This is a genomic window from Photobacterium sp. Alg240-V54 (assembly GCF_900537155.1).
In the GTDB taxonomy this organism is placed as follows: Bacteria; Pseudomonadota; Gammaproteobacteria; order Enterobacterales; family Vibrionaceae; genus Photobacterium.
Genome location: NZ_UNRL01000001.1, coordinates 601,484 through 624,505, shown reverse-complemented (window position 1 = coordinate 624,505; position 23,022 = coordinate 601,484). Strand labels below are relative to the sequence as shown.

The window sequence follows — 23,022 nt, the reverse complement described above, 5'->3', positions numbered from 1 at the left end:
ACTGCCGCACAGGCAGCTTAGAAATGAATTATGTCCACTAGATTTACCATCACTTTGTTCACTGCCGCACAGGCAGCTTAGAAATCAGAGGATGCCGATTCACTTGGACTCGTGTCGTTCACTGCCGCACAGGCAGCTTAGAAAGCGTGTCGTCAGCGTGTCGTCAGCGTGGCAGAGCCATCTTTGCGTTCACTGCCGCACAGGCAGCTTAGAAATAAAATTCACGTGGGTATCGTGAAATATGGCGGTTCACTGCCGCACAGGCAGCTTAGAAATATATCTGTTCCATCGATAACACCATCATCATGTTCACTGCCGCACAGGCAGCTTAGAAATCAACATCAGGAAATACAAACGCCGTCTTGCCGTTCACTGCCGCACAGGCAGCTTAGAAACATAGGTGGCTTACCTCGGCTTGCCTTAAAACGTTCACTGCCGCACAGGCAGCTTAGAAATTTTTATGATTAGAACAACATACTAGAAAATTGTTCACTGCCGTACAGGCAGTATGGTTGTTATTGGCATACTATAAAATATAACTTTACGCTCAATTTGTTATTTTTATTAGAAAAGCCAAACTAAATACGATGCAATTATATTTTGCTGGTATAGATACATTATATTTTCAGTGGAAGATATTCCGTTGATAAGTCATATTATTCATATTGTTAAGAACTTTTCCGTAAACCATTGAAGGTTAAAACTTTGATGTTTATCATGGGTTAACAAAGGATTTGTAGCCGCTTGGAATGAAATTTGGACAAAGAAAAATTTAACAATATTGCGAATCATATTTTTAAGGCAGAAGCTGTAAAAGTTGCTGTTTATGACGTGATTACTCATAGTATGACAGCATATAGAGCAGAGATTGTTCATGGCGTAACCCCTAATACTTTGAATCGTTATGTTAAGAAATTTAATCTTGAATTAGATTATTTACAAAGTATGGGTTTAAAAAAGTAATATATTAAAGTCCAGTGCTAGCTGGACTTTCTTAGAACATAGAATAATGCAGTGTTAATTATTTTTACTTTCAAAGGCAATCAAAGCTTCTTCTAATGCACTTAGTCCTCTATCAATTTCTACACGATCCTTTTTTAGAATAATTAACTGCCTCACCTGATTTTGTAGCATAAAAATATATTGGCGCTCATCATTCGTAAAGTAACGTCTTAATTCTTTAGCCTGATCCATATAAAAATATCCAATGAGGTGTATGGATAAAATGGTACATTTATTGTGGGTATTCTCAAGGGGTAGATGATGTGATTGTTACACAAGTTAGCTTTTGCGTATCAGTTGTGAAACAACTTTGTTAATAATATAAATGACAATTCAAATAATAAATTGCTGTTAATTTTATTAATGTGTGACAAGAAAGGTAAGAAGTACCCGTTATTAATTAACAGTAATAACGGGTAGGGGATATTTATCGAATTACGTTTTTGAAGTGCTTCTTACGTGTAAATAGGAAGTCAACATCGGGCGGAAAGTCTTTATTGTTTTTAGCATGTGTCATCATGTCAAAGACTTTAAATTCCGCTAATACAGCAAATGGATACGCTTCAAACTCACCTTCACCATTAGCTTGTAAAGTTGGATCGTAATATTTACCGTCTTTAAAAATAATCGCTTGGTCAATGATAGTTGCCTCATTACAGCGATAACCTAAAACATAGCGATCTCCACGACAATAAATCACATTCATATAGCTGTTATAGAATGTTTCATTTTCTGTAGTGGTACAGGCTGCTAATGCCTCTGGTTCCATTGCCTCTACTGTGACAATGCGAACTTTCTCAGCAATAAAATTGCGTTCTTCTAATTGTTGACGAATAGCTTCAAGACTTAATTGGGTCACTTTAAATACCGCAGAAATCAATAAAAACGACAGAATTATACGCCCGTTTGTCGCGAAAGTCTTTGAAAAAAACAGTATTGAGTACGGAATAATTGTTTTGGAGTATGAGTAAACGCTCAATAAAACGAGCGTTTATTAATGGTTTTGTTAATTGACAAAAACTTTACGAATGCAAAGAATGTAAATTTAACTGCAAATGGTAATGGTTATCACTTATATTCTTGTTTAAAATTTGGCAGCGCAATAATGCCACCGCCAAAACCCTAAATTATTTGAATCTATAGCACCTTATACGGAGCATCCTTAAAAACCTACATTCAGTTAGTTTTTAAAGATGCGGTATTAAGTAACAGCTTTATTCGATTAGTTTTATTTTCAAAGATACGGTAATTGGAGATAACGGAATATGTTTTCTAAGAGTCAGCTAACACTATTGATTGGTGCAGTATTATCTGCACCGATTGCTCACGCAGAAATTACAAATACAGATGAGCATATGGTGGTCACTGGACGTGATTATGGCTATAAAGCTGATACAAATTCGACAGCAATGCGAATGGAAATGACACAGCTTGAAACTCCAGGACAAGTTTCTGTTATTGATGAGAAGCTAATTGATGAGCAGCGTGCAAGCACATTAGGTGAAGTATTGCAGAATGATGCGAGCATTTCTGCCGGCGGTACTGGTCGTAACCGTGAGCGTTTTTCTTTACGTGGTTTTGAACTAGGTAGCAGCAGTGGTTTCTTGCGTGATGGTCACCAGCATTGGTCTCATTACCGTCAGCCAGTTGAGCTACTTGAGCGAGTTGAAGTAATGAAGGGCCCAGCAGGCCTGCTTTACGGTAAATCAGCGCCGGGTGGCTTGGTTAACATGGTTGCTAAAAAGCCGACTTACGATACTCAAGTAAACTTTAGCCAAGATGTGGGTTCAAATAACCATACTCGTAGTGTGCTAGATGTGAGCGGTTCATTAAATGCAGATGAAACTCTACGTGCACGCGCTGTTGTTGCAAAAGAAGATTACGATTCATGGCGTAAATATGGTGATGGTTCTACACCTTCAACTGACCGCTTTGTCGGTGGTTTATTTGTTGATTATGATATTAACGATGATGTGACAGTGTCACTACATTATGATCGTACAAACGATAAAGGCAGTGTAGATTCTGGTGCTTATATTGTTGACGGTAAGCCTGTACTTGGTCGTGATCATGTATGGGACGCGCAATGGTCAAAAATAAATAACGAAGTTGAAAACTACGGCTTTGATGTTAAAGCACAATTGAATGATACATGGGCACTGAATTCTGGCTTTAACTACCAAGATTTCAAACGTCATGACAAAGAAAGTTATCCTAACTTCGCTAATTTTGAAGAATCAGGCTTAGTGAAACAAGGTGGTAATGATCGTCAAGATCACTGGAAATTCAAAACCGCGTATGCAGATTTCGTCGGTGAGTTTGATACTCTAGGCATGCAACATCAGCTATTAGTGGGCTCTAACTGGTTAGGTTATAGCTATGATCGTTTCCAACGTTCATTTAACTCTGTTGAAGTGGCACCAAACCAATCAACACCTGTTCCTAGTTACAAAGCAGGTAAGCCAAAAGAATCTAACTCTTCTTACAATGCTTGGGGCTTCTACGCACAAGACATGGTAACAATTAACGATTATTGGCAAGTACTTGCTGGTGTTCGTTTTGATCGCCAAACCCAAGAAGGAAAAGCGGCAGAAGAAGCAGTATCACCTAAAGTGGCTGCGATTTTCCACCCAGCAGAAAACGGTTCTATTTACTTAGCTTACTCTGAAAGCTTTGAACCGCAAGGTACAGTATCATCTGGCTCTAAGAACTACGTTAATGATGGTGAGCAACTTGATCCACTTCGTGGTAAGCAATATGAGCTAGGTACTAAGTGGGAACTGCTAGATAATCGCCTATTTGTGTCGGGTGCAGTGTTTAACATTACGCAAGAGAACTCGACGATCGATGTTCAAGTAGGCAACAATCTGTATGAGAAAACGCAAGGTGGTGAGCGTGTTCATAATGGTGCAGAAATTGCGTTACAAGGTAACGTAACGGATAAGCTAAGCATGAGTGCATCAGCAATGTACCTTGATGCAGAATACACTAAAGATCAGAAATACCAAGGTAATCGCCCAGTTGATGTGCCTGAGTTTGCAGCTAGCGTATGGACAACTTACAACGTAACGGAAGCAACGGATGTTAACCTAGGTGTCATTTATGAAGGATCTCGCTTCGGTGATGCAGCAAATACCTTTAAGAAAGATGCTTACACTCGCGTTGATGTTGGTGTTGCACATACTTACAAATACGATGACAAATTGGATATCATTGGTCGTGTAAATGTAGAAAACCTATTTGATACAGATTACATGGCTGGTGGCGGTTCAACCAGCAGTGATTACGTTGGTGCGACTGGCGTGACACTAGGCGAAGGCCGTAACTTCATGGCAACCATTGAGTTTAAATATTAATAAGTAAACTGAATAAATAAAGGGGAAGTATTAACTTCCCCTTGCTGCGATCTATAAGCTGTTCATCACAATAGTTATTGTTTATAGTTCAGCACTTTTTGCGATACTTTTTATTTTTAACATTACTTTTTTGTTTTTTTGGTTATTACAGATAACGATTGATTAAATACTATGAACTTTATAAAAACTAGCCTTGCTATTGTTATTCTGAGCGTCACTACTGGCGCTCATGCATCTAATCTTGATACCGCGCGTACGATAGAGAACAAGACCAATACTGCGTCTGCGTTAAGTCAGGATAAAATCGATAAAAGTGCCGATTCTGCATTGGCAATGAAAGCCAGCATAGAACAACTGCAAGAAGAAGTTAAAAACCTCACTATTTATCATGATCACTTAGCACGTTTGGTGTTAAATCAGGCACAAGAAGTGGCTTCAATTGATAAACAAATCGCAGATATAAAGCAAACTCGTCAAGGTGTTGTGCCGTTAATGTATCAAATGATTGATGGCTTAAAGACGATTGTTGAAAACGATAAGCCGATTAAACATCAAGCACGTTTAGCGCGCGTCAATAAACTTGAAACGATGATGTCACAAGCTGATATCAGTGATGCAGAGAAATTCCGTCGTATTTTAGAAGCCTACCAAATTGAAATGGATTACGGCACTAAGCTTGCGGCTTACCAAGCAAAAATTACCCTTGCCGATAACAAAACAATTGAAGTTAATGTGCTTCATTTAGGGCGTATTGCGCTGGTTGCTCGTAGCTTAAATGGTAGTCATTACTGGAGTTGGAATACAGCAGCTAAACAATGGCAAGCCGTTGATGCAAGTGAAGGCGCTAATATTGATAAAGCGTTTGCAATTGCTGATAACCAAGTTGCACCAAGTTTAATTACCTTACCTGTTTCTGGTTCACCAACTAACGTAGAGAGTAAATAACATGAAATTAAAAGCGTTAGTTGCTGCCCTTTGTGTCGCAAGTATGCCATTTGCCGTGAATGCAGAATCGGTAGTAAAACAAGCACAACAAGAACAAAGCCAACAAACCCAGCATAATATTCAGCGTGAAGCGGGTTTTAATCGTACTCAGCAAACGGTGAAAGCACAATATGATGCATTGGTAGCTGAGCGTAATAAGCTTAAAGCCGCTACTGAAGTATTAAGTACAACCTTTAGCACTAATGAACAACACCTATCAACGCTAGAGCAGCAATTGCGTTTAGAAAGCGGCAGCTTAGGTGAGCTATTTGGCGTAGTACGTCAGACTGCTAAAGAAGTTCAATCTGAGCAGCAACATGCCGTAACAGCGATTGATAACAGCCAAGATAATGCCGTGGTAAATGACATTGTTGCAGCTAAAGCATTACCTTCAATGGAACAGCTACAAGGCTTATGGCAAGCAATGACAGATCAGATTGTTGCTAGCGGCCAAATTGCCAAAGTGACCGTGCCATATATCAATGGTGATGGTGAACAAAGTAACGTTGAAGCATTACGTCTAGGTAGTATGGGCTTAGTGGGTGACAACGGTTATTTACGTTGGGATGGTGGTCAACATGTGGCTATGGCGTATTTACAGCAACCTGAGCATGCACCGACATTAGCAAATTACGATCAACTTGTATCAACAGCCAATCAAATGGTAGTTGTTGATCCTTCGCGAGGAATGATGCTAGAGCAATTAGCACAGTCTCCGACGCTAATGGATCGCCTTCAAGCGGGTGGTGCTGTCGGTAAAGTGATTTTATTACTGCTTGCTATTGGTGCAGGTATCGCGATTTTCCGTGGTGCTAAATTAGCCCTGATACGTCAACAGATTAAAGCACAATTGAAGCAACCATCTAAACCTGGTAATAACCCTTTAGGCCGTGTTCTTGCGGTATATAACAAAGAGCAAAGCCGCAGTGTTGAAGCGTTAGAATTGCGTTTGTTAGAAGCGATTGTTGATGAGCAACAAGGGCTAGAGAAAGGCTTATCAATGCTAAAACTGTTTGCAGCTTTGGCACCGATGCTAGGTTTGTTGGGTACAGTTACCGGTATGATTGAAACGTTCCAAGTGATCACTCAGTTTGGTAATGGTGATCCTAAAGTGATGGCTGGTGGTATTTCAATGGCACTGGTTACCACAGTATTAGGCCTAGTTGCGGCAATGCCACTATTGCTGGCGCATAATATTTTAAGTTCTCAAGCTGAAAATATTCGTATGATCCTTGAAAAGCAGGGTATCAGCTTAGTAGCGGAACAAGCCGAAAAAAATGATAACAATGGCATCAAGAATGCTGGCATGACAACTGAACAGGCAGCCTAATGGATAGCAGCATATTACAAAGCTGGTGGTTTTCACTGTCGCATTTTATGGCGCAAGGCGGTGTGATCCTGTGGTGGTTAGCTGCGGTTGTTGCTGTGTTGTGGTTATTAGTCTTTGAGCGAGTGATTTACCTTGCATTTTACTTTCCACAGCAGCGACAACACTGGATAGCATTATGGGCAGCACGTGTTGATCATCAATCGTGGTATGCCCATGCTATTCGTGATGGCTGGTTAGCTGATGCAAAAATAGCATTAAACAAAAACCTTAATTTTATTAAAGTGTTAGTGGCTATTTGTCCAATGCTAGGATTGCTTGGTACTGTGACAGGTATGATCTCTGTGTTTGATGTTATGGCAACCCAAGGCAGTAGCCAACCTCGATTAATGGCGTCAGGGATTTCACTGGCGACATTACCGACCATGGCGGGCATGGTAGCCGCATTAGCTGGAATGTTTATTCATGCTCGATTGGCAAAAGCGTGCCAAATGCGTGAGTTGAAATTAGAAAAATCATTAAGGAGTCAGCAATGAGACTCAGTCGTCGCTCGTCAGTGCGTGAAGATGCACAAATAGATTTAACTTCGATGTTAGATATTGTTTTCATCATGTTGATTTTCTTTATTGTGACTAGTTCTTTTGTGCGTGAATCTGGGGTTGAAGTTAATCGCCCTCAAGCAAGTCATGTTGTTAGTCAAAAAGATGCCGGTATTTTTGTGGCGATCACCGCAGCTAATGATATATACATTGATAAGCGCGTGGTAGATGCAGAACGTGTGCAAGCAACACTTGAGCATATGTTAACCGAACAGCCAGATGCAGCTTTAGTGATCCAAGCAGATGAACATGCTTATAACGGCACGGTTGTTAAAGTGATGGACGCTGCAAAAGGTGCAGGAGTGAAGAATATTGCTCTGGCGGCGGAGAAAAACTAATGATGCGCATATTGATGGCATTGCCATTGGCGCTGGCGATGGCTTTGGGGTTGTTTACGTTAATGGCATGGATGGTGGATAACGGTAATCATCAACCACAAGATAATTCGCCGCCGTTAGCGTTTAATATGGTGATGGTAGAACACGAGCAAGCGCCACAACGTCGCCAGCGTGTTGCTCCGCCACCACCAGAAACACCAACGCCACCACCAGAAGCGCAACCATCGCAGTCTCAAGCAGCAACATCAACTGCAATGCCGATGGCTTCAATGCCAAGTTTAGGTTTGGATACATCGATTCACGGTTTAGCGGTTAATGCGCCTAAATTTACTGATTTTAGTAGTGCCGCAGCGATAGGTAATGGATTAGGTAAATCACAACAGGCGATGCCGCTTTATCGAGTCGAGCCGCGTTATCCTTCACGGGCTTTACGTCAGGGTAAAGAAGGTTATGTGGTGCTTAAATTCACCATTGATACCCAAGGGCGACCAATTGATATTGCTGTTATGGATGCTAAACCACGACGTTTATTTGATAAAGAAGCGATTCGTGCGTTACGCAAGTGGAAATATCAACCACAAGTCGTCAATGGTACCGCAATGGCGCAACAAGGGCAGACAGTACGTCTTGAATTTAGGTTGAATCAATAATGAAAAAGATCGCTTTTATTATCGCGTTAACCTTATCGGCCTCACTGCCACTGTCCTATGCTTATGCAAATGGTGGTCAGTTATCACAAGCAACGGCTAATAAGGTACAGCGTGCCAATAACTTACAGTTAAATGATAAGCTTGATCAAGCTATCGCTATGTTAGCTGAAATGAACCCAAGTGCTGCGTATGATAAAGCCTATGTTCAGCGTATGTTAGGGGTGTTTTATTGGCAACAAGGTAAAACATCACAAGCAGTGAAATTGCTAACAAAAGCGGTAAATAGTGGTTTATTGCAAGATGATCAAGCATGGACGACTGAGCGCATGTTGGCGGATATTCTGCTTTCAGAGGCGAAATACAGTCAAGCTTTACCGCATTATTATAAGTTAACTAAAAATATTCCGGCTAAGCAAAAAGGCTCTGAGTTGTGGTTACGTATTGCGCAAGCGCATTATCAGCAATCACAATGGCAACAAGTGCTAACTGCAATGAAGCGTTATGACGGTTATCGCGTTAAAGATAGCATGTCGCCATTATCGATTAAGCTAGGTGCACAGCTTCAATTGAAACATTGGCAAGGTGCTTCGGTAACGTTAAACCGTTTAATTGCACTTGAACCGAATAAGTTAATTTGGTGGCAGCAGTTAGCCAGTATTCAAATGCGAACGGGTAACAACGGCGATGCATTAGCGACATTAAAGCTGGCTAAATACCAAGGTGTTGCACTGAGTCAGCAAGATCTTAAAGTATTAGCTCAATTGTATGCTCAACGTGGTATTCCAGAACGTGCTGCTGAACAAATTGCGGCATTGAAGGATGCGAATAGCGATAAAACATTATTGATTGAACAAGCAAACTATTGGCAAATGGCACGCGAGTGGAATAAAGCGATTCAGCTATGGACCAAAGTAGCGGCTAAAGATAATCACTACCGTTGGCAATTAGCGCAATTGTTAGTTCAAGAAGGGAAGTATAAACAAGCCTTGGTTGAATTAGATCGTGTTAAGCGCAAAGATAAACGTGCCGACGTAGAATTAGCCAAAGTACGAGTTTATTACAAAATGAATAACCTCGAACAAGCGATAATTCACGCAAAGCAAGCTGAGAATATCAAGCCGTCTTCAGCTGCGAAAAGTTGGGTTAAATATTTAGCTCAAATGCGTAAGATGGATACAAGTGCTTAACTAATATAGTAATTATTGGATATATTATTAGTTTTCAGAAAGGCGAGCCATTGAGCTCGCCTTTCTTATTTTTAGGAACCTGATAAAAAACAAAATATGAATGTGACTTTTTTAATGTTTATCAAGTTTGAGTTAGGGAGCCACTAAAAATAAGTGGTGAGTTGACAAAAATAAAACAATAAACAATTAGGAGAAACATCATGAAACCAATAATTACAGCACTATCCGCGGCTGTTGGTTTGCTCTTATCTTCCGCGACAGGCGCTGAAGAGATCACAATGTTTGACTATGAAGAAGCAACATCCGCTTATCAAGATGCTTATTTAAACGCCCAGTTTGACTTGCAAAGTGGTAACCAAGATCAAACCAGTTACAGTACCGATGTTAGTGCGAATTATGATCAAGTCTTTTCATCACCAGATAGAAATACCCGTGTAAACTTTATCGGTGATACGTCGATGAGTCGTGGCAGCAGTGATGGTGATAGCACCAAAAAGAATTATCAAGCCTTAGCCTCATTAACCAATGATATGTATTTTAACCCGACTCAGAATAATGCTTTTTGGTACAGTAAAGCAGAGATCGGTGCACAGACAGATATGGTTGATCCATTCACTAAATTAACCGTTGGTATTGGCTATGGACGGGTAGTAAATGCTACCCCTATGGCAAAAACGATCCGTGTGGTGCAGGAGCTACAAGAACGTGGGTTATTAAAAGGTTCGATCTCACGTGCGACATATCAACAAGTTGCCAAAATAATTGCGAAAGAGCCAGAGTATCGTAGCCGGTATGGTTCGGCTGATTATGCCGAATATTGGGTCGAAGCTATTGGTAAAGCATTGGGGACTCAACTCGGGCCGCGTGGTGCGATTAAATCTTATGATGTATTAGTTAATGAACGCATATCAACCCGTAAATACGGTTGGTTAGTACGTGCTGGTGTTGGTGCGGTATTAACCAATTATGATGGCTCTGATACTAAACCAGCCTTAGAAGTCGGCGCAGAGTATCATTATCCAATTAATAACCAATTACAGTTTTCTAATGAGGCAATATTAACCGCGATACTTGATGACGGTGATAATGGCTTTAATGCGTCAAATGCAATGTCATTAACCTATGAATTACGTGACAATATTGATTGGGAAAATACGTGGTTATTAAATTACTCTGAGAGCGACGGCTCAGAAGATTTAATGACCAATAGCCTAAAATCAACATTCCGCTACTATGTTTCTAATGTTATCAGTTTAACATTGACCGCTGGATTATCGAAAACAGACGATAATATCGACTATGTTCCTGGGGTAACAGATCGTAATGATGATGTGGATAAAACCCTTCAAATGGGTTTGACTTATCGCTTGAAATAGGTACGTATATTTATATAAACACTGACTTCTTTGTTATAAGACAAGTCAGTGTTTTTTTTCGTTTACATTCAATAGGGCGTAAAAATAAGTATTTTTTATCGTTAAATTGAATGCTATTTAGAATGGAATCTATTATGAACGAATACGATAATGATCATGGTAAAGAGTGCCATTTAATTTCTATGTTTCAATCAAATGAAAAAGAAAGAAATGAGTGGTTTCATCTGTTAATGCAGCCTTATTTAGCATTACTACATAATCGATGTGTCTATAAAATAAGGGATAAAACGTCTGCAGAAGATCTTGTTCAAGAAATATTAATTAGAGTATATAAAGCATTACCAACATATCGCCATGAGGCTTTATTTAAAACATGGATTTTTAAAATAACAGACAATGTGTGTTATTCATTTTTAAGCTGTAATTATAAATATAAAACAGACATTGTTACTATGAACATCTTAGAACATCTTACTCAAGTTAATAACCATAATATTGATTTAGAAATAACCTTTAATCAAGCAATACCATCATTGTCTAAAAATGAGCAAGAGATTATAAATTTACGGTTTTATAAAGACTTTTCATTAAGTGAGATCAGTCACATTCTGCAGATTACTATTAGTGCATGTAAAATGCGGATATATCGAGCTCTACAAAGTTTAAGTTTGTTGATTATATAATATGTAACTCAAATAGATTAGAACCATGGTTGAAATATCCATTCTATGGGGTGCATGTAATAATTACGATAAAAATAGTCGATAATCAAAATACCTTGGTTGATGTTTGTTATAAAAGGTATTTCCTGTCGCACCTCGCACCTCGCACCTCGCACCTCGCACCTCGCACCTCGCACCTCGCACCTCGCACCTCGCACTTTCGTAACTCGTTTCTAACCAACGTAAACAATGTAAATTGAATGCCAATAAGAACGATTATCAATTAAATTATCATTATTCCAGTTTCTACACATGATGTTTGTAATGGTGTTAAAAAATAAGGCAGTGCAATTATGGGCACGCCGTTTACATATTTATATTTCAATGGCACTGCTGCTGGTGGTGCTATTTTTTGCCATTACTGGGATCACTTTAAATCGGCCTCATCTTTTTGTGAGTCAATCACCAGATGTTATCGAACAGCAACTGGTTATTCCGACTGAGTTATTAGGTTCTGATAAAGGGCCATTTGCACCAGATCGTTCAGCCTTGATCGCTTATCTTGCTAAGCATAGTGATGTAACTGGTACACCTTCTGCGATTGATATATTTACCGATGTAGATGGCGATGAATTATTAGAAGGCGAAATTTCACTCGATTATAAAGGCCCAGGTTATAACGCCACGGTGTTTATTGATATGACAACCGCACAAGCCACTATTGAAAGTACCAATTATGGTGTGATTGCTGTACTGAATGACCTTCATAAAGGGCGTAATAGTGGTGAAGTTTGGCGCTGGTTTATTGATATTACAGCTTTATTGATGGTGATGTTCGTATTAACCGGCGTGTGCTTATTAATACCTAAAAAGAAAACCTTCCAGACCTCTTTAAAGTGGATGGGGCTCGGTTCTGTGATTAGTTTACTGATTTATATCTTTGCTGTGCCATAGCAGTATTTGATTGTCGCTTTTATCTAAGGTTAGTTATCACCATGTTTAACGTCATAAAAAAACCATTATTAGCCGCGTTATTGTTAACACCATTGGCGAGTGCGATTGCCAAACCTGTGCCTGAAAATGCTCAGCTTGAGGTGAATTTCACACTACCAGCGATTGAAACCACCATGTATGCACGTCCATATGTTGCTGTATGGGTTGAAGATGCTAACCGTAAACCTGTACGCACTGTGCAGTTGTGGGTTGGTAAAGATGAGTGGTTAAAAGATTTACGTAGCTGGTGGCGCAAAGTCGGTCGTTACGATCGTGAGTTAGTTGATGCGGTTACATCGGCAACACGTCCTGCGGGCGAATATAAGTTCGTTTGGGATGGCTTAAATGATAAAGGGCAGCCTGTTGAACAGGGCAATTACACCTTTTATGTAGAAGTTGTACGTGAACACGGTGGCCGAAACTACTTACGTCAAAAAATCGAGCTAGGCGAAAACGCGTTTAGCCATGTTATTGCACCAACGGAAGAAACCGGTGCTATTCAGCTTAATTACAAACTTTGAGTGATAGTAACATTATGAAAAATAATAAAATGAAAGCGTTTTCTCTGGCATGTGCTGTTGTTGCAGGCTTGGCTGTTTCAGCATCGGCAAATGCGCATCCGCGATGGGTGTTACCGTCACATTTTACGGTATCAAAGGAAGGTGGCGATTGGTTATCTTTTGATGTTACAGCGTCACACGGTACCTTTGTTTATGATAAGCCAGCCAGTACGGAAACTGCAGAAGTTGTGATGCCTGATGGTCGTACAGAGCGTCCTAACTTTACTATTCGTGGTAAACGTCGTGCGATTTTTGACTTCTATTTTGAAGAGCAAGGTACACATAAAATTCAAGTTAATCAGACTCCGGTTTATTTTACGCAATATAAAGCAGGTCGTCGCGATACGGTTAAGTGGATTGCAGCCAATAAAGTTGAGCGCGATAGTGTGTTACCTAAAAAATCTCGCGATGTTATTACCCAAGTGGGTTATACCCGTGCAGAAACCTATGTCACTGTGGGTAAGCCAAGCACTAAAGCGATGGAGCTTACTGGCAAATATTTAGAATTACTGCCTATTACTCATCCTGCTGATATTGTTGAAGGTGAGCCTGTGACTTTTCAATTCTACTTTAACGGCAAACCACAAGCGGGTGTTGTTGCTGAAGTGACCCGTGAAGGGACGTTATATCGTAATCATCAAGAACAAATTGATGTTGTGAGTGATAAAGATGGCATGGTGAGCTTTACACCAGCAACGGCTGGACGCTATATCATGAAAGCAAATTACCGTGGTGAAATTGCCAATAACCCAATGGTTGATACTGCTAACGTTAATGTGCATATCACCTTTGAAGCATCACTACAGTAAGTTTATCCATCGTGCTGCTTTCTGATAGAAGGCAGCCGTTTTATTCCCTTTATATGTCACTTATTACAGTTATCAATAATATGGGCAGATTCGAGATTGTTATGAAAAAGCAGACAGCACTTATTCAGTTATCGTTATTAACATTAGGCTTATTTTCAACTGCAGCTCAAGCGCATTTCCCATTAATGAGCTGTTGGTTTGAAAGTGACAAAGTAGCTTGTGAGACTGGCTATAGCGATGGCAGTAAAGCGATTGATTACAACGTTAATATGTATGATTACGACGATAATCTTATTGCCAAAGTCAATACCGACAAACGTTCAATTGCAGAGTTTGTTAAACCAGAGACTGATTTTTATTTAGTGTTTGATTCTGGCCATGAAAGCCCTGTTGAAGTCGATGTTGTTGAGATTAGCGAAAAATGATCCGTCAATCTGTAGCATCAGACAATGGTGGCAAAGAAGGCAAATGGGTTGGCGGTATTATCGTCGCTATTTTATTAGTCGCAGCTGGATTATTGCCTTTGCATCAAGATAAAACCCAATCACAGCCGTTAGATTCCCACCAAGTAGCCATCACCGAGTTAAGCCCTGATGAATTAGCAATGGTGGCCGAGTTACGCCTTGCTCATGAAGAAATTCGCAATATAAATCAAGATAGTCGTGAATTTGATAATCAAAATCGATGGCCAAATATGACGGAATTATCTGAGTTATGGCTAGCACCTTTCATCGAAGATAAGAGTTGGGAGCGAAAAGGCCGTCATCAATGGCAACATATTAATGGGGCTATTTATCAAGGTATTCGCGTTGAAAAGCAAGGTGCATCATCTGTTGTTCTTAACAGTAATAGCCCTGAACCTGATATTTGGTTAGCACTTTCTAAAGACACGACGCCGTTAGTTATCAATAAGGATGCAGAATTTAAAGCTCAGCAACTTATCGATAATGGCTGGACACAAATTGTATTTCATCGCGACAGTAATGAGCAGTCTCAAACGCATTGAGGTGTTGGTATATAGCTGGCGGTTATTCTTTTCTCTAACGTTGAAGTAAACATATTATGAAAATAGTCATTCAAACGGCGCTAACCGCTGCGGCTTTATTGGTCAGTTTTAGCTGTGCAGCTGCTGAAAAACTAACTATTGGTATTACATTGCAACCGTATTATAGCTATGTAAAAGCAGTGGTGGGTGATAAGGCTGATATTTTACCTTTAGTTGATGCCGGTTTTAATCCCCATAACTATCAACCACAACCCAATGATCTTCGCCGTCTAAAACAAATGGACGTTATTGTTGTTAATGGTATTGGTCATGATGATTTTGCTCTTAAAGTGATAGATGCTGCCAATCGTGATGATTTAGTCGTACTTGAAGCAAATAATGATGTGCCGTTACTACCGGCAATGGGGCAATCTGTTGGTAACGGTGCTGTTAATCCACATACCTTTGTTGGTTTATCAACCACGATTCAAAAGGTGTATACCATTGCGAATAAATTAGCTGAACTCGATCCTGATAATGCGCGTGAATACCGTAAAAATGCCCGTGATTATGCGAAAAAATTTCGATTAATGAAGCGTAAGTCAATGTTAGCGCTGGGTGACTTAAATACCTCGGGAATGAAAGTCGCCACAACGCATAATGCTTACGGCTATATATTACAAGAATTTGGTGTTGATGTTGCTGCGGTGATTGAACCTGCTCATGGTGTTGAACCAAGTGCGAGCCAGCTGCAAGGCACGATTGAAAAAATCAAGCAATCAGGTATTGATGTGCTGTTTTATGAGTTAAATATGCCTAACCGTTATGTTGATACCATTGAAAAAGCGACTGGGGTGAAGTTATACCGTTTCTCACACATGACGCATGGTCAATATGATGCGAAAAAAGTCGAAATTGAAATGCAGCAAAACTTAGACACATTAGTACAAGCAATGCAATTTGCTGCCAAGAAGGAACAAGCATGAGTGTTGGTCCTCAAATTGAGATTGCAAACCTTGAGTTGCAATACGGCGAAAACCAAATTCTATCTAATATAAATCATAGCTTTGAAGCAGGTCAGTGCCATGTCGTTATGGGGCCAAATGGTGGCGGAAAAACATCACTTTTGCGTTCTATTCTTGGTTTAACACCGTTTAAAGGTCAGATTGATATTTTATGGAATGATGAGGCTAATAACGGCAAACCGGGCTCTGTGGGTTATGTGCCTCAAAAAGCAATGTTTGAACAAAGCCTGCCGTTAACCGTGATGGATTTTATTTTACTGAACTTGACTCGCTCGCCGTTATTTTGGCGTAAACGTCAGCAAGATAAAGCCTTTGCACTGACTCAACTTGAGCGTGTTGGCATGGCTAATCGTGCTGATCGTCGAATGGGACAATTATCTGGTGGTGAACAGCAACGCGTATTGTTTGCTCAAGCATTATTAGATAACCCAGATTTACTGGTGCTTGATGAACCAACCACTGGTATGGATGAACAAGGTGTACGTTATTTAGAATCATTGATTCATGAGTTTGTCGGCCAAGGCAAAACAGTGTTAGCGGTGCACCATGATGTTACTGCGGTACGTCGTTTGAATGCACAAGTCCATGTTGTTAATCGAATTCTTGTCGATTCAGGTCATCACTCTGAGGTGTTGATACCTGAAAAAATTGAACGTTTATTTAATCACTATAGCCATGCGCCGATTGCGGCGAAGCAACATGAGGTCGCGTAATGGAATTATTACGTCATTGGGCACAATTAGGTGTTGATGCTGGTTTTTTAAGTGACAGCTTTTCATATGCCTTCATGGTGAATGCCATTGTTGCGGCGCTATTATTAGGCCCGTTATTAGGCGGGCTAGGCACATTGGTGATTGCTAAGCGGTTGGCTTTTTTCTCTGAGGCTGTAGGGCACGCTGCCTTAACCGGCATTGCTTTAGGTGTACTCTTAGGTGAACCGCCTGAAAATCCGTTTATTGGCTTATTTAGCTTTTGTATGATTTTTGCGTTGCTACTGCATTTTGTTCGTAATCGAACCAATGTGCCTTACGATACGCTAGTCGGTGTGTTTTTAGCATTGGCGTTAGCGGTCGGCGCGGCATTATTAATGTATGTAGCCCGTAAAATTAATATTCACATGCTAGAAAACGTGCTGTTTGGCTCGATCCTAACGGTGACCGATCAAGATCTATGGGTATTAGCAATAAGCTGCAGTTTGATTATTGTGCTATTGATACCGACCTTTAATCGTATTTTGTTAACTTGTATTAGTCCTGATATTGCGCGTGTTCGTGGCTATAAAACTAACTTTTATGATTACTTGTTTGTGATGATGATTACGCTGGTCACCATTGCTTCGGTTAAGATCGTCGGTGCAGTATTGGTTGGTGCTCTATTACTTATTCCAGGAGCGACAGCTCGCCTATTAACTAAAAATATGGGCAGTTTTGTATTGCTATCAGCGTTATTGGCTACCATCAGCTGCGTTGTTGGTACGGTATTACCAATGGAGCTTAAACTTCCCGTTCCTTCGGGAGCCGCGATTATAATTGTTTCTGCTATTTTCTTTTTAATTGCCACCTGTTACCGCATTGTTCGTAAAGGGTAGTCGCTGTATTTTTTAAGGAATTCCCATGATTTATGTTCAGCAACAACCGATAAGCTTTCTGAGAAAATCACTGTGCACAGCTGTAATGATCGCGGCAGGCTGGAGTTATACGAGTAACGCTCAAGCGCAAGATATTTTAACCGCAACTCCGGTTACTTATATGCTGGCAACAGAGTTAACCAATAATACTGGGCTGACAACAGAATATTTACCGCCTAAACGTTACGGTGTGTCACGATTACCAAATTGGTTTGCATCAAAAGGTGACAAGGTAACAAAAGAGGCGAGTAAAAAAGCACAAGCTGTGATCACATTAGGGGCTATTTGGCCGCAAGATCCACTGTATGTTAACGCTCGTCAAGGTAATATTAAGATAGTAGAGATTGATGCATCACAAGCAATTTCGCCGCGAGCACAAGGTGTTGCTGCATTGCGTTTAGAAGATGGTTCAACCTCAATTTATTCATGGTTAAATCCTACTAACCTTAGTCTTATGGCGGCAATTGTCAGCGATGATTTACAACGCTTATGGCCTGAAAAAGCGCAACAAATCGAAAAAAATCAGCAACAATTAATGAATGATGTGCGCCAGTTAATTAACGAACAGCAACAAGTATTAATCGAAGCGGGTGTTGACTCGGTTGTTTTACTTTCTAATGAGCTTGAAGATTTTGCTTCAGGTAACCAATTATTTGTTGTCGATCGTTTAACAACACCGGAATTAGAATGGACCGCAGCAGATAAGAATAAACTCGCTAGTTTATTAGCAGACGATGATAGTCTATGGCTGTTAACTACTAAAAAACTGACTACATCCCAACAAGCATTATTACCTAAAGACGTCAATGTGATGGTTATTGATAGTGTTGATCGCTGGGGTCGCATTGGTATAAACCATGCTGAACCTCTTAAGCGTTGGCAGATTTCGTTATAATCTAAAAGCATAGAAGCCCAGATCTTTATTTTATGAGATAAAGCTGGGTTTCATGTTTTGTAAGTTGTCGTGGTTTAAAATGAAAACAACAAAGATAAAACGCCTAATAGAATAAGTAACCCACCAGAAATTAAATCATTATATTTTCCAACCATCTTTCCTGTTACGCTGTCACCAATATGATTACCCATATACGTTAATATCATACCTGTAATAAAGGTAAGTGCGACAACTAAGTAAATATTGAGGTGGGTAATACTGCCCAAAATACCGACACCAATATTATTAATTGATAGTAATAAACCAAGCATAACAGCAGCTTTGAAATTAAGGGCTGTACTGGTTTTTTCTTGCTTCTGTTGCTGCTTTTTTAGCATGTCAGTACAAATAAACCATGTACCCATTAATATAAAAATAATAGAGCCTAGTTCATTTGATACTTTATGGGGCACGAGTTGAGTAATTAACTGGCCACCAAGCATTGAAATTAAAGTAACAACGGATGTAATAAAAGCAATAATGGCATTAGAAACTAATGGGATCCTTTCATTTTTTACACCATAAGTTAGGCCAATAACGAAATTATCGAGATTCGATGAAAGGGAGAAAATCAAAGCGAGTAAGAAAGACACGATAGTTCATCTCGTAAAAATGCTTTTATAAACTGAAATGACGATTAAAGCGATGTATTTGTATGAATAGTAATTTTTCAGATATGAGAGTATTTTATTGAGTTTAAAAATAAGTAGTCAAATAAATTGACTACTTATTATATTATTTAATGTCTATGAATTATTACCCGAGTAGGCATGTGGAGATGAATATTTCCATAATGGATTCCAATATTCATTTAATAGTTCATCGACAAAGTCACCTTCTATGAGATTATTAAACTCTGAAAGGTTGCCAGGATATAGATTATCAGAGCCAATGATGCAAACTTCATCATCGACGATCATGATTTTTGCATGGTTACCGGGCGCACAATCAACACGATCGTAGAAGTATCCACTTGCGTTAATAGTTGCATAGAATGGGTGACCAATAATGCCATGGTGCGGTGGTTCTTCTGATAATGGGCGCTGTTTTAGCGTAGCGGTACGACCTTCCGGTGGTAATTTCGGCCATTTATATGTTTTACCTTCAATAAAGTCACCTTCAGGTACTTTATCTGTAAATGTGAATGGTGCAACAAAAAGTCGATTTAGTGCATTTGCTCGTTTACCATCTGTATCATCTAGTAACTTATCTGTCGCGACATCATGCGTCATATAGTATTTAAGTAGACCAAAAGTTCTAATTGCTCCAGAACCAAAAGAATATTGATCACCAGCAGCACCTGCGCCAGCATCAAGTGCAGAAACAACAACTAGTACTTGTAAGTCTTCGTTTTTTAGTAATGCTTCAATGATCCATTGAGCAACAGAGTGATCTTTCCAGTTCTTTTTCCATGCACTGATAATGTCTTGTTGTGACATACGTACAACGCTTTTCGCATTTAAGATCAAGGTTTTCTTCATTATTTCAGAACCGATCTTAAAGTCAGTGCTACGGTTTAAGCCAGTCCAGTATTTACCAACCGTAAGAATACGGCTTGCACTTTTGTATTTATCAAGGTTTTCATAACTATTATATACAATGCGATCTTCAAAAACCGGCGCTTTAAGATCAGCAATAGAGCGTAAATCGAAGTCTTTTATGGCAAATACCGGAGGAAGAAGTTCCAATTCAGGTTGTTTAGGATCAACGCCGGGTTGAATGCCTGTTTGATGAATATCTAATAACTGTTCTTGCTTATCTTTCATATAATCAAGAACATAGCTAAGTTCTAACGGGTCATTTGGAAAATCAGGCTCTGAGTCTTTTAGTACCCATGCCATTGATTCAATATCAAATGTCTCTTTAGTGAGTAGATCTGTAGTTCCCGTCCACATATTATTTAAGTAAAGCTGCGCACCGTATGTTGCATCACCATGAACAACAGCAGATACATCATGAACTGGTGGGTAACTTCTAAATAAATCCATGTTAAGGTTATGGCCGCCAGCTAGGGATTCAACACCGTCTACTGCAATAATTTTAGAGTGGTTCCATGTCATTTTAGTGCCGTAACTTGATACAAGTTCAGCCGGTAAAAATTTGGTTTGTAGTGATTGTTGTGATCCTGCTACTCGTTCATAAAAACGACCGACAATGAATTCTGGCATCACTTCCCAATTGGCTGAACGCTCTTCAACGAGTCGTTTTAAAGCATCCTGAAAATCAACAAGATTGCCTGGCTTATAAAATGGGTATAACGGTGTTTGTCCAAATAGGAAACGAAATTGTGTCGGCTCTGTACGACCCATTTTAGTTGATAGAGCGGTATCGATAGCACCTAAGATGGGTTTTCCCCAGTCAGGATCTGGACTATTTAGCGATGAAAGATCACAGCGGTAGCGAGCTTTTTGAATAATCTCAACGACTGCACGTTCAAATTCAGCTTGACGTTCGTATGCACGAGGCATAATCTCAGGACCAAAAGGCATGCCCCATACATTGGGTGTATCAAGCAGTCGAACATAGTTATTTTCACTATCGTGGTAGAAGAGCTCGTTTTTAACTAGTTCGTTTTTTACATCATCAATTTTGCTCATATTCTTTCTCGTTTATTCGCTTTTTTTTATAAATGGCTATATGGGTTGAATGGTTATCTGAAGGCTTATAAAAACTTCCAGTCAACCCAACCTTTACCTGTGCGTTCAGAGGTAACGGGATAAGTGAGCTTGTATGGAGGATTACCAACAACATCTTCCATATAGTAAGTATTAAGCGGGTTATAACCACTGATTGATGATAAGCGACGGACATAAGGGCGGTTTGGTAAACTACTATTACGTAAAGGACCGCCTCCCATCTGATCAAATTCACGGTGGAACATATGAATATGTTTTCTTAAAGTAAGAACATCTTCTTCAACGGTACAAGGGATCGTGAAGTTCGTTCCCCATTGCGTTAGGTAACCACGAGCCATCTTGTAAATTAACTCAGGAACCGGTGCAACATTATCACTGTCTTTGCTTGGATCGTATGCGCCATCTGCTGTTGTATTTCCAGCAACGGTACTGTGCCGACCACGACTGGTGTATAGCTCGTAACCCTGAGGTTGAGGTGTTTCGTCATCGTGTTCTAGTGGGTTCTTTTGTTGAGCTTTATCCGCTAACACACTCCAAGCGCTTTCTCGTTTTGCCCAGTTGAACCATGATTGGTTGTGTAGTTTGATATCATTATTTTCCCCACGCATACGGCCATTAGGACGTGGAACAACTGCTTGATATGCGTGATCTGCAGTGTTGATGTTGTTACACATATCCCACGCATAAACACCAACATAGTTAACAACATTCGGTGGTAGCTGAGTTAATAAGCCATACCATGCACCAGGACCGGGAACCGGCTCAATAGCAAAAATATTAACAGGGGTATTACGTGTTTTTTCATCGCCATAGGCATACAGGAACCATGCGGCAATAATGGCTTCACAAGCTCCACGACTATGACCAATAAAGTTAAATGTATCTGCTTTACTTGCAGTAGCAATGTTTGCGCCGTGTAAAGCAAGCGCTGGCATTGAATCACCTTTTGCTGCTTCAACTAGCGAATATTGGTCACCACTAATGTAGCTTTGAATATAAGAAAGTAGTGAGCTAGGGGCATTCAATGGACCTTTAACGAGTAAAGGTTCACTTGTAGTTGATGTAGCCCAATCATTTTGACCACAACCGCGAACACTTTTACCAAAGCCATCGAGCTCTTTCATAATTCTTATAGGAATATAGCCCGTTGACGGTAGATATATATTTTTATTACTTCCATCGCGAGAGATTTGGCCTTCATCGCGAGTACAACTTGTACCACAAAAAGAAACAGTAATAGTGTTGGATTTTTCTGATAAAGAAAAACGAGGTAATGCTGATACGTGGGAGCTTAAAAATAAGCCAGCTGTTCCCAATAAACTTGATTTAATAAATGTTCTTCTTTTTAAAGGCATATAATTTCTTTAGGTAAATAGTTATAAAAGTTGAGCAGATACTTTCTATTTTTAATATTGAATATTTTTATATTGAAGTGGGTTTTATTTCTTTATATATAATAAATAACGAGTGAAAGTTTTTAATAAATAACTCCGTTACTGTTAAGCAAAATGGCAGCAGATAATAATAGGAGCTAAGTGAAAATGCATAATCAGTTATGCCTATTGGTGCTATAGGTATTCCCTATTAGTATAAAGGATTATTATTATTTTATAATATATGTATTAATTTATAATTTAATCGATATTATTTGTTATCGTTCATTTATATTGCCTTTCTATTTTAATCTTAATTTAATCAATCGTTTATGTTTGTTTTTTGAAATCAATATATAAGAATTAATTGTAGTGTTACTAAATTATCTTATATTTAATTAGTATGTTGTTTTTTAATTTAACGTGATAAAGATATTAGTTATGATTTATAAAATTCTATTATAGGCATAAAAAAAGAAGCATTAATTTTATAAATTTATTAATGTGCTGTTATTTTCGCCTTTAAAGGTAAGTGAAAATGGAGCTATAACTACAATTTGTCGAAAGCAAAACATGATATCAGCATAGGTCTTTGGAAT

At 39.4% G+C, this 23,022-nt stretch carries 24 protein-coding genes and 1 CRISPR repeat array (1 of these 25 running past the window's edge); of the genes, 19 read left to right on the top strand and 5 right to left on the bottom strand.

Annotation, left to right across the window (positions count from 1 at the left end; genetic code table 11):
• Positions 1-515: a CRISPR direct-repeat array (repeat unit 28 nt; unit sequence GTTCACTGCCGCACAGGCAGCTTAGAAA); it reaches 844 nt to the left of the window's first position.
• Between the two features lie 241 nt (positions 516-756).
• Entirely contained in the window at positions 757-963 is a 207-nt protein-coding gene (locus tag G6R09_RS02645) for a hypothetical protein (protein ID WP_065167431.1), read from the top strand.
• Between the two features lie 54 nt (positions 964-1,017).
• Here G6R09_RS02645 and G6R09_RS02640 read toward each other — a convergent pair whose 3' ends face one another.
• Both G6R09_RS02640 and G6R09_RS02635 read right to left on the bottom strand, forming a co-directional pair.
• Entirely contained in the window at positions 1,018-1,194 is a 177-nt protein-coding gene (locus tag G6R09_RS02640; RefSeq protein ID WP_156673561.1) for a hypothetical protein, read from the bottom strand.
• 235 nt (positions 1,195-1,429) lie between these two features.
• Positions 1,430-1,861, bottom strand: coding sequence for a hypothetical protein (locus G6R09_RS02635; protein ID WP_065167432.1), 432 nt, complete (start codon positions 1,859-1,861; stop codon positions 1,430-1,432).
• A gap of 406 nt (positions 1,862-2,267) precedes the next feature.
• On the opposite strand from G6R09_RS02635, the gene G6R09_RS02630 reads away from it, so the two are divergent.
• From G6R09_RS02630 to G6R09_RS02545, 18 genes are all read left to right on the top strand, one after another.
• Positions 2,268-4,358 carry a TonB-dependent siderophore receptor gene (locus G6R09_RS02630; RefSeq protein WP_163920372.1) on the top strand — a complete coding sequence of 697 codons (2,091 nt, stop codon included), beginning with the start codon at positions 2,268-2,270 and terminating at the stop codon, positions 4,356-4,358.
• 171 nt (positions 4,359-4,529) lie between these two features.
• Positions 4,530-5,303, top strand: a complete 774-nt coding sequence (locus tag G6R09_RS02625) for a DUF3450 domain-containing protein (RefSeq protein ID WP_163920370.1) — start codon at positions 4,530-4,532, stop codon at positions 5,301-5,303.
• A 1-nt stretch (position 5,304) separates the two neighbouring features.
• Positions 5,305-6,672, top strand: coding sequence for a MotA/TolQ/ExbB proton channel family protein (locus G6R09_RS02620; protein ID WP_163920369.1), 1,368 nt, complete (start codon positions 5,305-5,307; stop codon positions 6,670-6,672).
• Positions 6,672-7,205 (top strand): MotA/TolQ/ExbB proton channel family protein, encoded by a 534-nt coding sequence (locus G6R09_RS02615; protein WP_163920367.1) that lies wholly within the window; start codon positions 6,672-6,674, stop codon positions 7,203-7,205. Before G6R09_RS02620 ends, G6R09_RS02615 begins: the two co-directional genes overlap by 1 nt.
• Positions 7,202-7,606: a biopolymer transporter ExbD gene (locus G6R09_RS02610; RefSeq protein ID WP_036789967.1), complete on the top strand. Its 405-nt coding sequence runs from the start codon at positions 7,202-7,204 to the stop codon at positions 7,604-7,606. The genes G6R09_RS02615 and G6R09_RS02610 overlap by 4 nt, the downstream gene beginning before the upstream one ends.
• Positions 7,606-8,256, top strand: coding sequence for an energy transducer TonB (locus G6R09_RS02605; protein WP_163920365.1), 651 nt, complete (start codon positions 7,606-7,608; stop codon positions 8,254-8,256). Before G6R09_RS02610 ends, G6R09_RS02605 begins: the two co-directional genes overlap by 1 nt.
• Complete coding sequence (locus G6R09_RS02600; RefSeq protein WP_163920363.1) at positions 8,256-9,443, top strand: hypothetical protein; 1,188 nt, start codon at positions 8,256-8,258, stop codon at positions 9,441-9,443. The genes G6R09_RS02605 and G6R09_RS02600 overlap by 1 nt, the downstream gene beginning before the upstream one ends.
• 200 nt (positions 9,444-9,643) lie before the next feature.
• A complete protein-coding gene (locus G6R09_RS02595; RefSeq protein ID WP_065167438.1) occupies positions 9,644-10,819 on the top strand; it encodes a DUF481 domain-containing protein in 1,176 nt (391 codons plus the stop codon).
• Positions 10,820-10,953: 134 nt separating this feature from the next.
• Positions 10,954-11,502, top strand: coding sequence for an RNA polymerase sigma factor (locus tag G6R09_RS02590; protein ID WP_163920361.1), 549 nt, complete (start codon positions 10,954-10,956; stop codon positions 11,500-11,502).
• A gap of 303 nt (positions 11,503-11,805) precedes the next feature.
• Positions 11,806-12,435 (top strand): PepSY-associated TM helix domain-containing protein, encoded by a 630-nt coding sequence (locus G6R09_RS02585; protein ID WP_065167440.1) that lies wholly within the window; start codon positions 11,806-11,808, stop codon positions 12,433-12,435.
• A gap of 41 nt (positions 12,436-12,476) precedes the next feature.
• On the top strand, positions 12,477-12,995 hold the full coding sequence (locus tag G6R09_RS02580) for a DUF2271 domain-containing protein (RefSeq protein WP_065167441.1): 519 nt from the start codon (positions 12,477-12,479) through the stop codon (positions 12,993-12,995).
• An 11-nt stretch (positions 12,996-13,006) separates the two neighbouring features.
• Positions 13,007-13,843 (top strand): DUF4198 domain-containing protein, encoded by an 837-nt coding sequence (locus G6R09_RS02575; protein WP_205522983.1) that lies wholly within the window; start codon positions 13,007-13,009, stop codon positions 13,841-13,843.
• A gap of 101 nt (positions 13,844-13,944) precedes the next feature.
• The gene (locus tag G6R09_RS02570) at positions 13,945-14,268 is read left to right on the top strand and encodes a hypothetical protein (protein ID WP_163920357.1); all 324 of its coding nucleotides are present in this window, start codon (positions 13,945-13,947) and stop codon (positions 14,266-14,268) included.
• A complete protein-coding gene (locus G6R09_RS02565; RefSeq protein ID WP_163920355.1) occupies positions 14,265-14,849 on the top strand; it encodes a DUF6162 family protein in 585 nt (194 codons plus the stop codon). Before G6R09_RS02570 ends, G6R09_RS02565 begins: the two co-directional genes overlap by 4 nt.
• Positions 14,850-14,905: 56 nt before the next feature.
• On the top strand, positions 14,906-15,814 hold the full coding sequence (locus tag G6R09_RS02560) for a metal ABC transporter solute-binding protein, Zn/Mn family (protein WP_163920354.1): 909 nt from the start codon (positions 14,906-14,908) through the stop codon (positions 15,812-15,814).
• Positions 15,811-16,566 carry a metal ABC transporter ATP-binding protein gene (locus G6R09_RS02555; protein WP_163920352.1) on the top strand — a complete coding sequence of 252 codons (756 nt, stop codon included), beginning with the start codon at positions 15,811-15,813 and terminating at the stop codon, positions 16,564-16,566. Before G6R09_RS02560 ends, G6R09_RS02555 begins: the two co-directional genes overlap by 4 nt.
• The gene (locus tag G6R09_RS02550; protein WP_060998844.1) at positions 16,566-17,441 is read left to right on the top strand and encodes a metal ABC transporter permease; all 876 of its coding nucleotides are present in this window, start codon (positions 16,566-16,568) and stop codon (positions 17,439-17,441) included. The genes G6R09_RS02555 and G6R09_RS02550 overlap by 1 nt, the downstream gene beginning before the upstream one ends.
• A gap of 25 nt (positions 17,442-17,466) precedes the next feature.
• The gene (locus tag G6R09_RS02545; protein ID WP_373423677.1) at positions 17,467-18,375 is read left to right on the top strand and encodes an ABC transporter substrate-binding protein; all 909 of its coding nucleotides are present in this window, start codon (positions 17,467-17,469) and stop codon (positions 18,373-18,375) included.
• 74 nt (positions 18,376-18,449) lie between these two features.
• Here G6R09_RS02545 and G6R09_RS02540 read toward each other — a convergent pair whose 3' ends face one another.
• The 3 genes from G6R09_RS02540 to G6R09_RS02530 form a co-directional block, all read right to left on the bottom strand.
• Entirely contained in the window at positions 18,450-19,007 is a 558-nt protein-coding gene (locus G6R09_RS02540) for a manganese efflux pump (RefSeq protein WP_107204503.1), read from the bottom strand.
• Positions 19,008-19,160: 153 nt separating this feature from the next.
• The gene (locus G6R09_RS02535; protein WP_163920342.1) at positions 19,161-21,011 is read right to left on the bottom strand and encodes a phospholipase; all 1,851 of its coding nucleotides are present in this window, start codon (positions 21,009-21,011) and stop codon (positions 19,161-19,163) included.
• Positions 21,012-21,076: 65 nt separating this feature from the next.
• Positions 21,077-22,405, bottom strand: a complete 1,329-nt coding sequence (locus G6R09_RS02530) for a Tat pathway signal protein (RefSeq protein ID WP_163920340.1) — start codon at positions 22,403-22,405, stop codon at positions 21,077-21,079.
• Between the last annotated feature and the right edge of the window lie 617 nt (positions 22,406-23,022).

Excerpts from the sequence above, each read along its gene's own strand:
- G6R09_RS02640 (WP_156673561.1), bottom strand. The coding sequence starts at position 1,194 with ATGGATCAGGCTAAAGAATTAAGACGTTACTTTACGAATGATGAGCGC.
- G6R09_RS02630 (WP_163920372.1), top strand. The coding sequence starts at position 2,268 with ATGTTTTCTAAGAGTCAGCTAACACTATTGATTGGTGCAGTATTATCT.
- G6R09_RS02625 (WP_163920370.1), top strand. The coding sequence starts at position 4,530 with ATGAACTTTATAAAAACTAGCCTTGCTATTGTTATTCTGAGCGTCACT.
- G6R09_RS02620 (WP_163920369.1), top strand. The coding sequence starts at position 5,305 with ATGAAATTAAAAGCGTTAGTTGCTGCCCTTTGTGTCGCAAGTATGCCA.
- G6R09_RS02615 (WP_163920367.1), top strand. The coding sequence starts at position 6,672 with ATGGATAGCAGCATATTACAAAGCTGGTGGTTTTCACTGTCGCATTTT.
- G6R09_RS02610 (WP_036789967.1), top strand. The coding sequence starts at position 7,202 with ATGAGACTCAGTCGTCGCTCGTCAGTGCGTGAAGATGCACAAATAGAT.
- G6R09_RS02605 (WP_163920365.1), top strand. The coding sequence starts at position 7,606 with ATGATGCGCATATTGATGGCATTGCCATTGGCGCTGGCGATGGCTTTG.
- G6R09_RS02600 (WP_163920363.1), top strand. The coding sequence starts at position 8,256 with ATGAAAAAGATCGCTTTTATTATCGCGTTAACCTTATCGGCCTCACTG.
- G6R09_RS02595 (WP_065167438.1), top strand. The coding sequence starts at position 9,644 with ATGAAACCAATAATTACAGCACTATCCGCGGCTGTTGGTTTGCTCTTA.
- G6R09_RS02590 (WP_163920361.1), top strand. The coding sequence starts at position 10,954 with ATGAACGAATACGATAATGATCATGGTAAAGAGTGCCATTTAATTTCT.
- G6R09_RS02585 (WP_065167440.1), top strand. The coding sequence starts at position 11,806 with ATGGTGTTAAAAAATAAGGCAGTGCAATTATGGGCACGCCGTTTACAT.
- G6R09_RS02580 (WP_065167441.1), top strand. The coding sequence starts at position 12,477 with ATGTTTAACGTCATAAAAAAACCATTATTAGCCGCGTTATTGTTAACA.
- G6R09_RS02570 (WP_163920357.1), top strand. The coding sequence starts at position 13,945 with ATGAAAAAGCAGACAGCACTTATTCAGTTATCGTTATTAACATTAGGC.
- G6R09_RS02565 (WP_163920355.1), top strand. The coding sequence starts at position 14,265 with ATGATCCGTCAATCTGTAGCATCAGACAATGGTGGCAAAGAAGGCAAA.
- G6R09_RS02560 (WP_163920354.1), top strand. The coding sequence starts at position 14,906 with ATGAAAATAGTCATTCAAACGGCGCTAACCGCTGCGGCTTTATTGGTC.
- G6R09_RS02555 (WP_163920352.1), top strand. The coding sequence starts at position 15,811 with ATGAGTGTTGGTCCTCAAATTGAGATTGCAAACCTTGAGTTGCAATAC.
- G6R09_RS02550 (WP_060998844.1), top strand. The coding sequence starts at position 16,566 with ATGGAATTATTACGTCATTGGGCACAATTAGGTGTTGATGCTGGTTTT.
- G6R09_RS02545 (WP_373423677.1), top strand. The coding sequence starts at position 17,467 with ATGATTTATGTTCAGCAACAACCGATAAGCTTTCTGAGAAAATCACTG.
- G6R09_RS02535 (WP_163920342.1), bottom strand. The coding sequence starts at position 21,011 with ATGAGCAAAATTGATGATGTAAAAAACGAACTAGTTAAAAACGAGCTC.
- G6R09_RS02530 (WP_163920340.1), bottom strand. The coding sequence starts at position 22,405 with ATGCCTTTAAAAAGAAGAACATTTATTAAATCAAGTTTATTGGGAACA.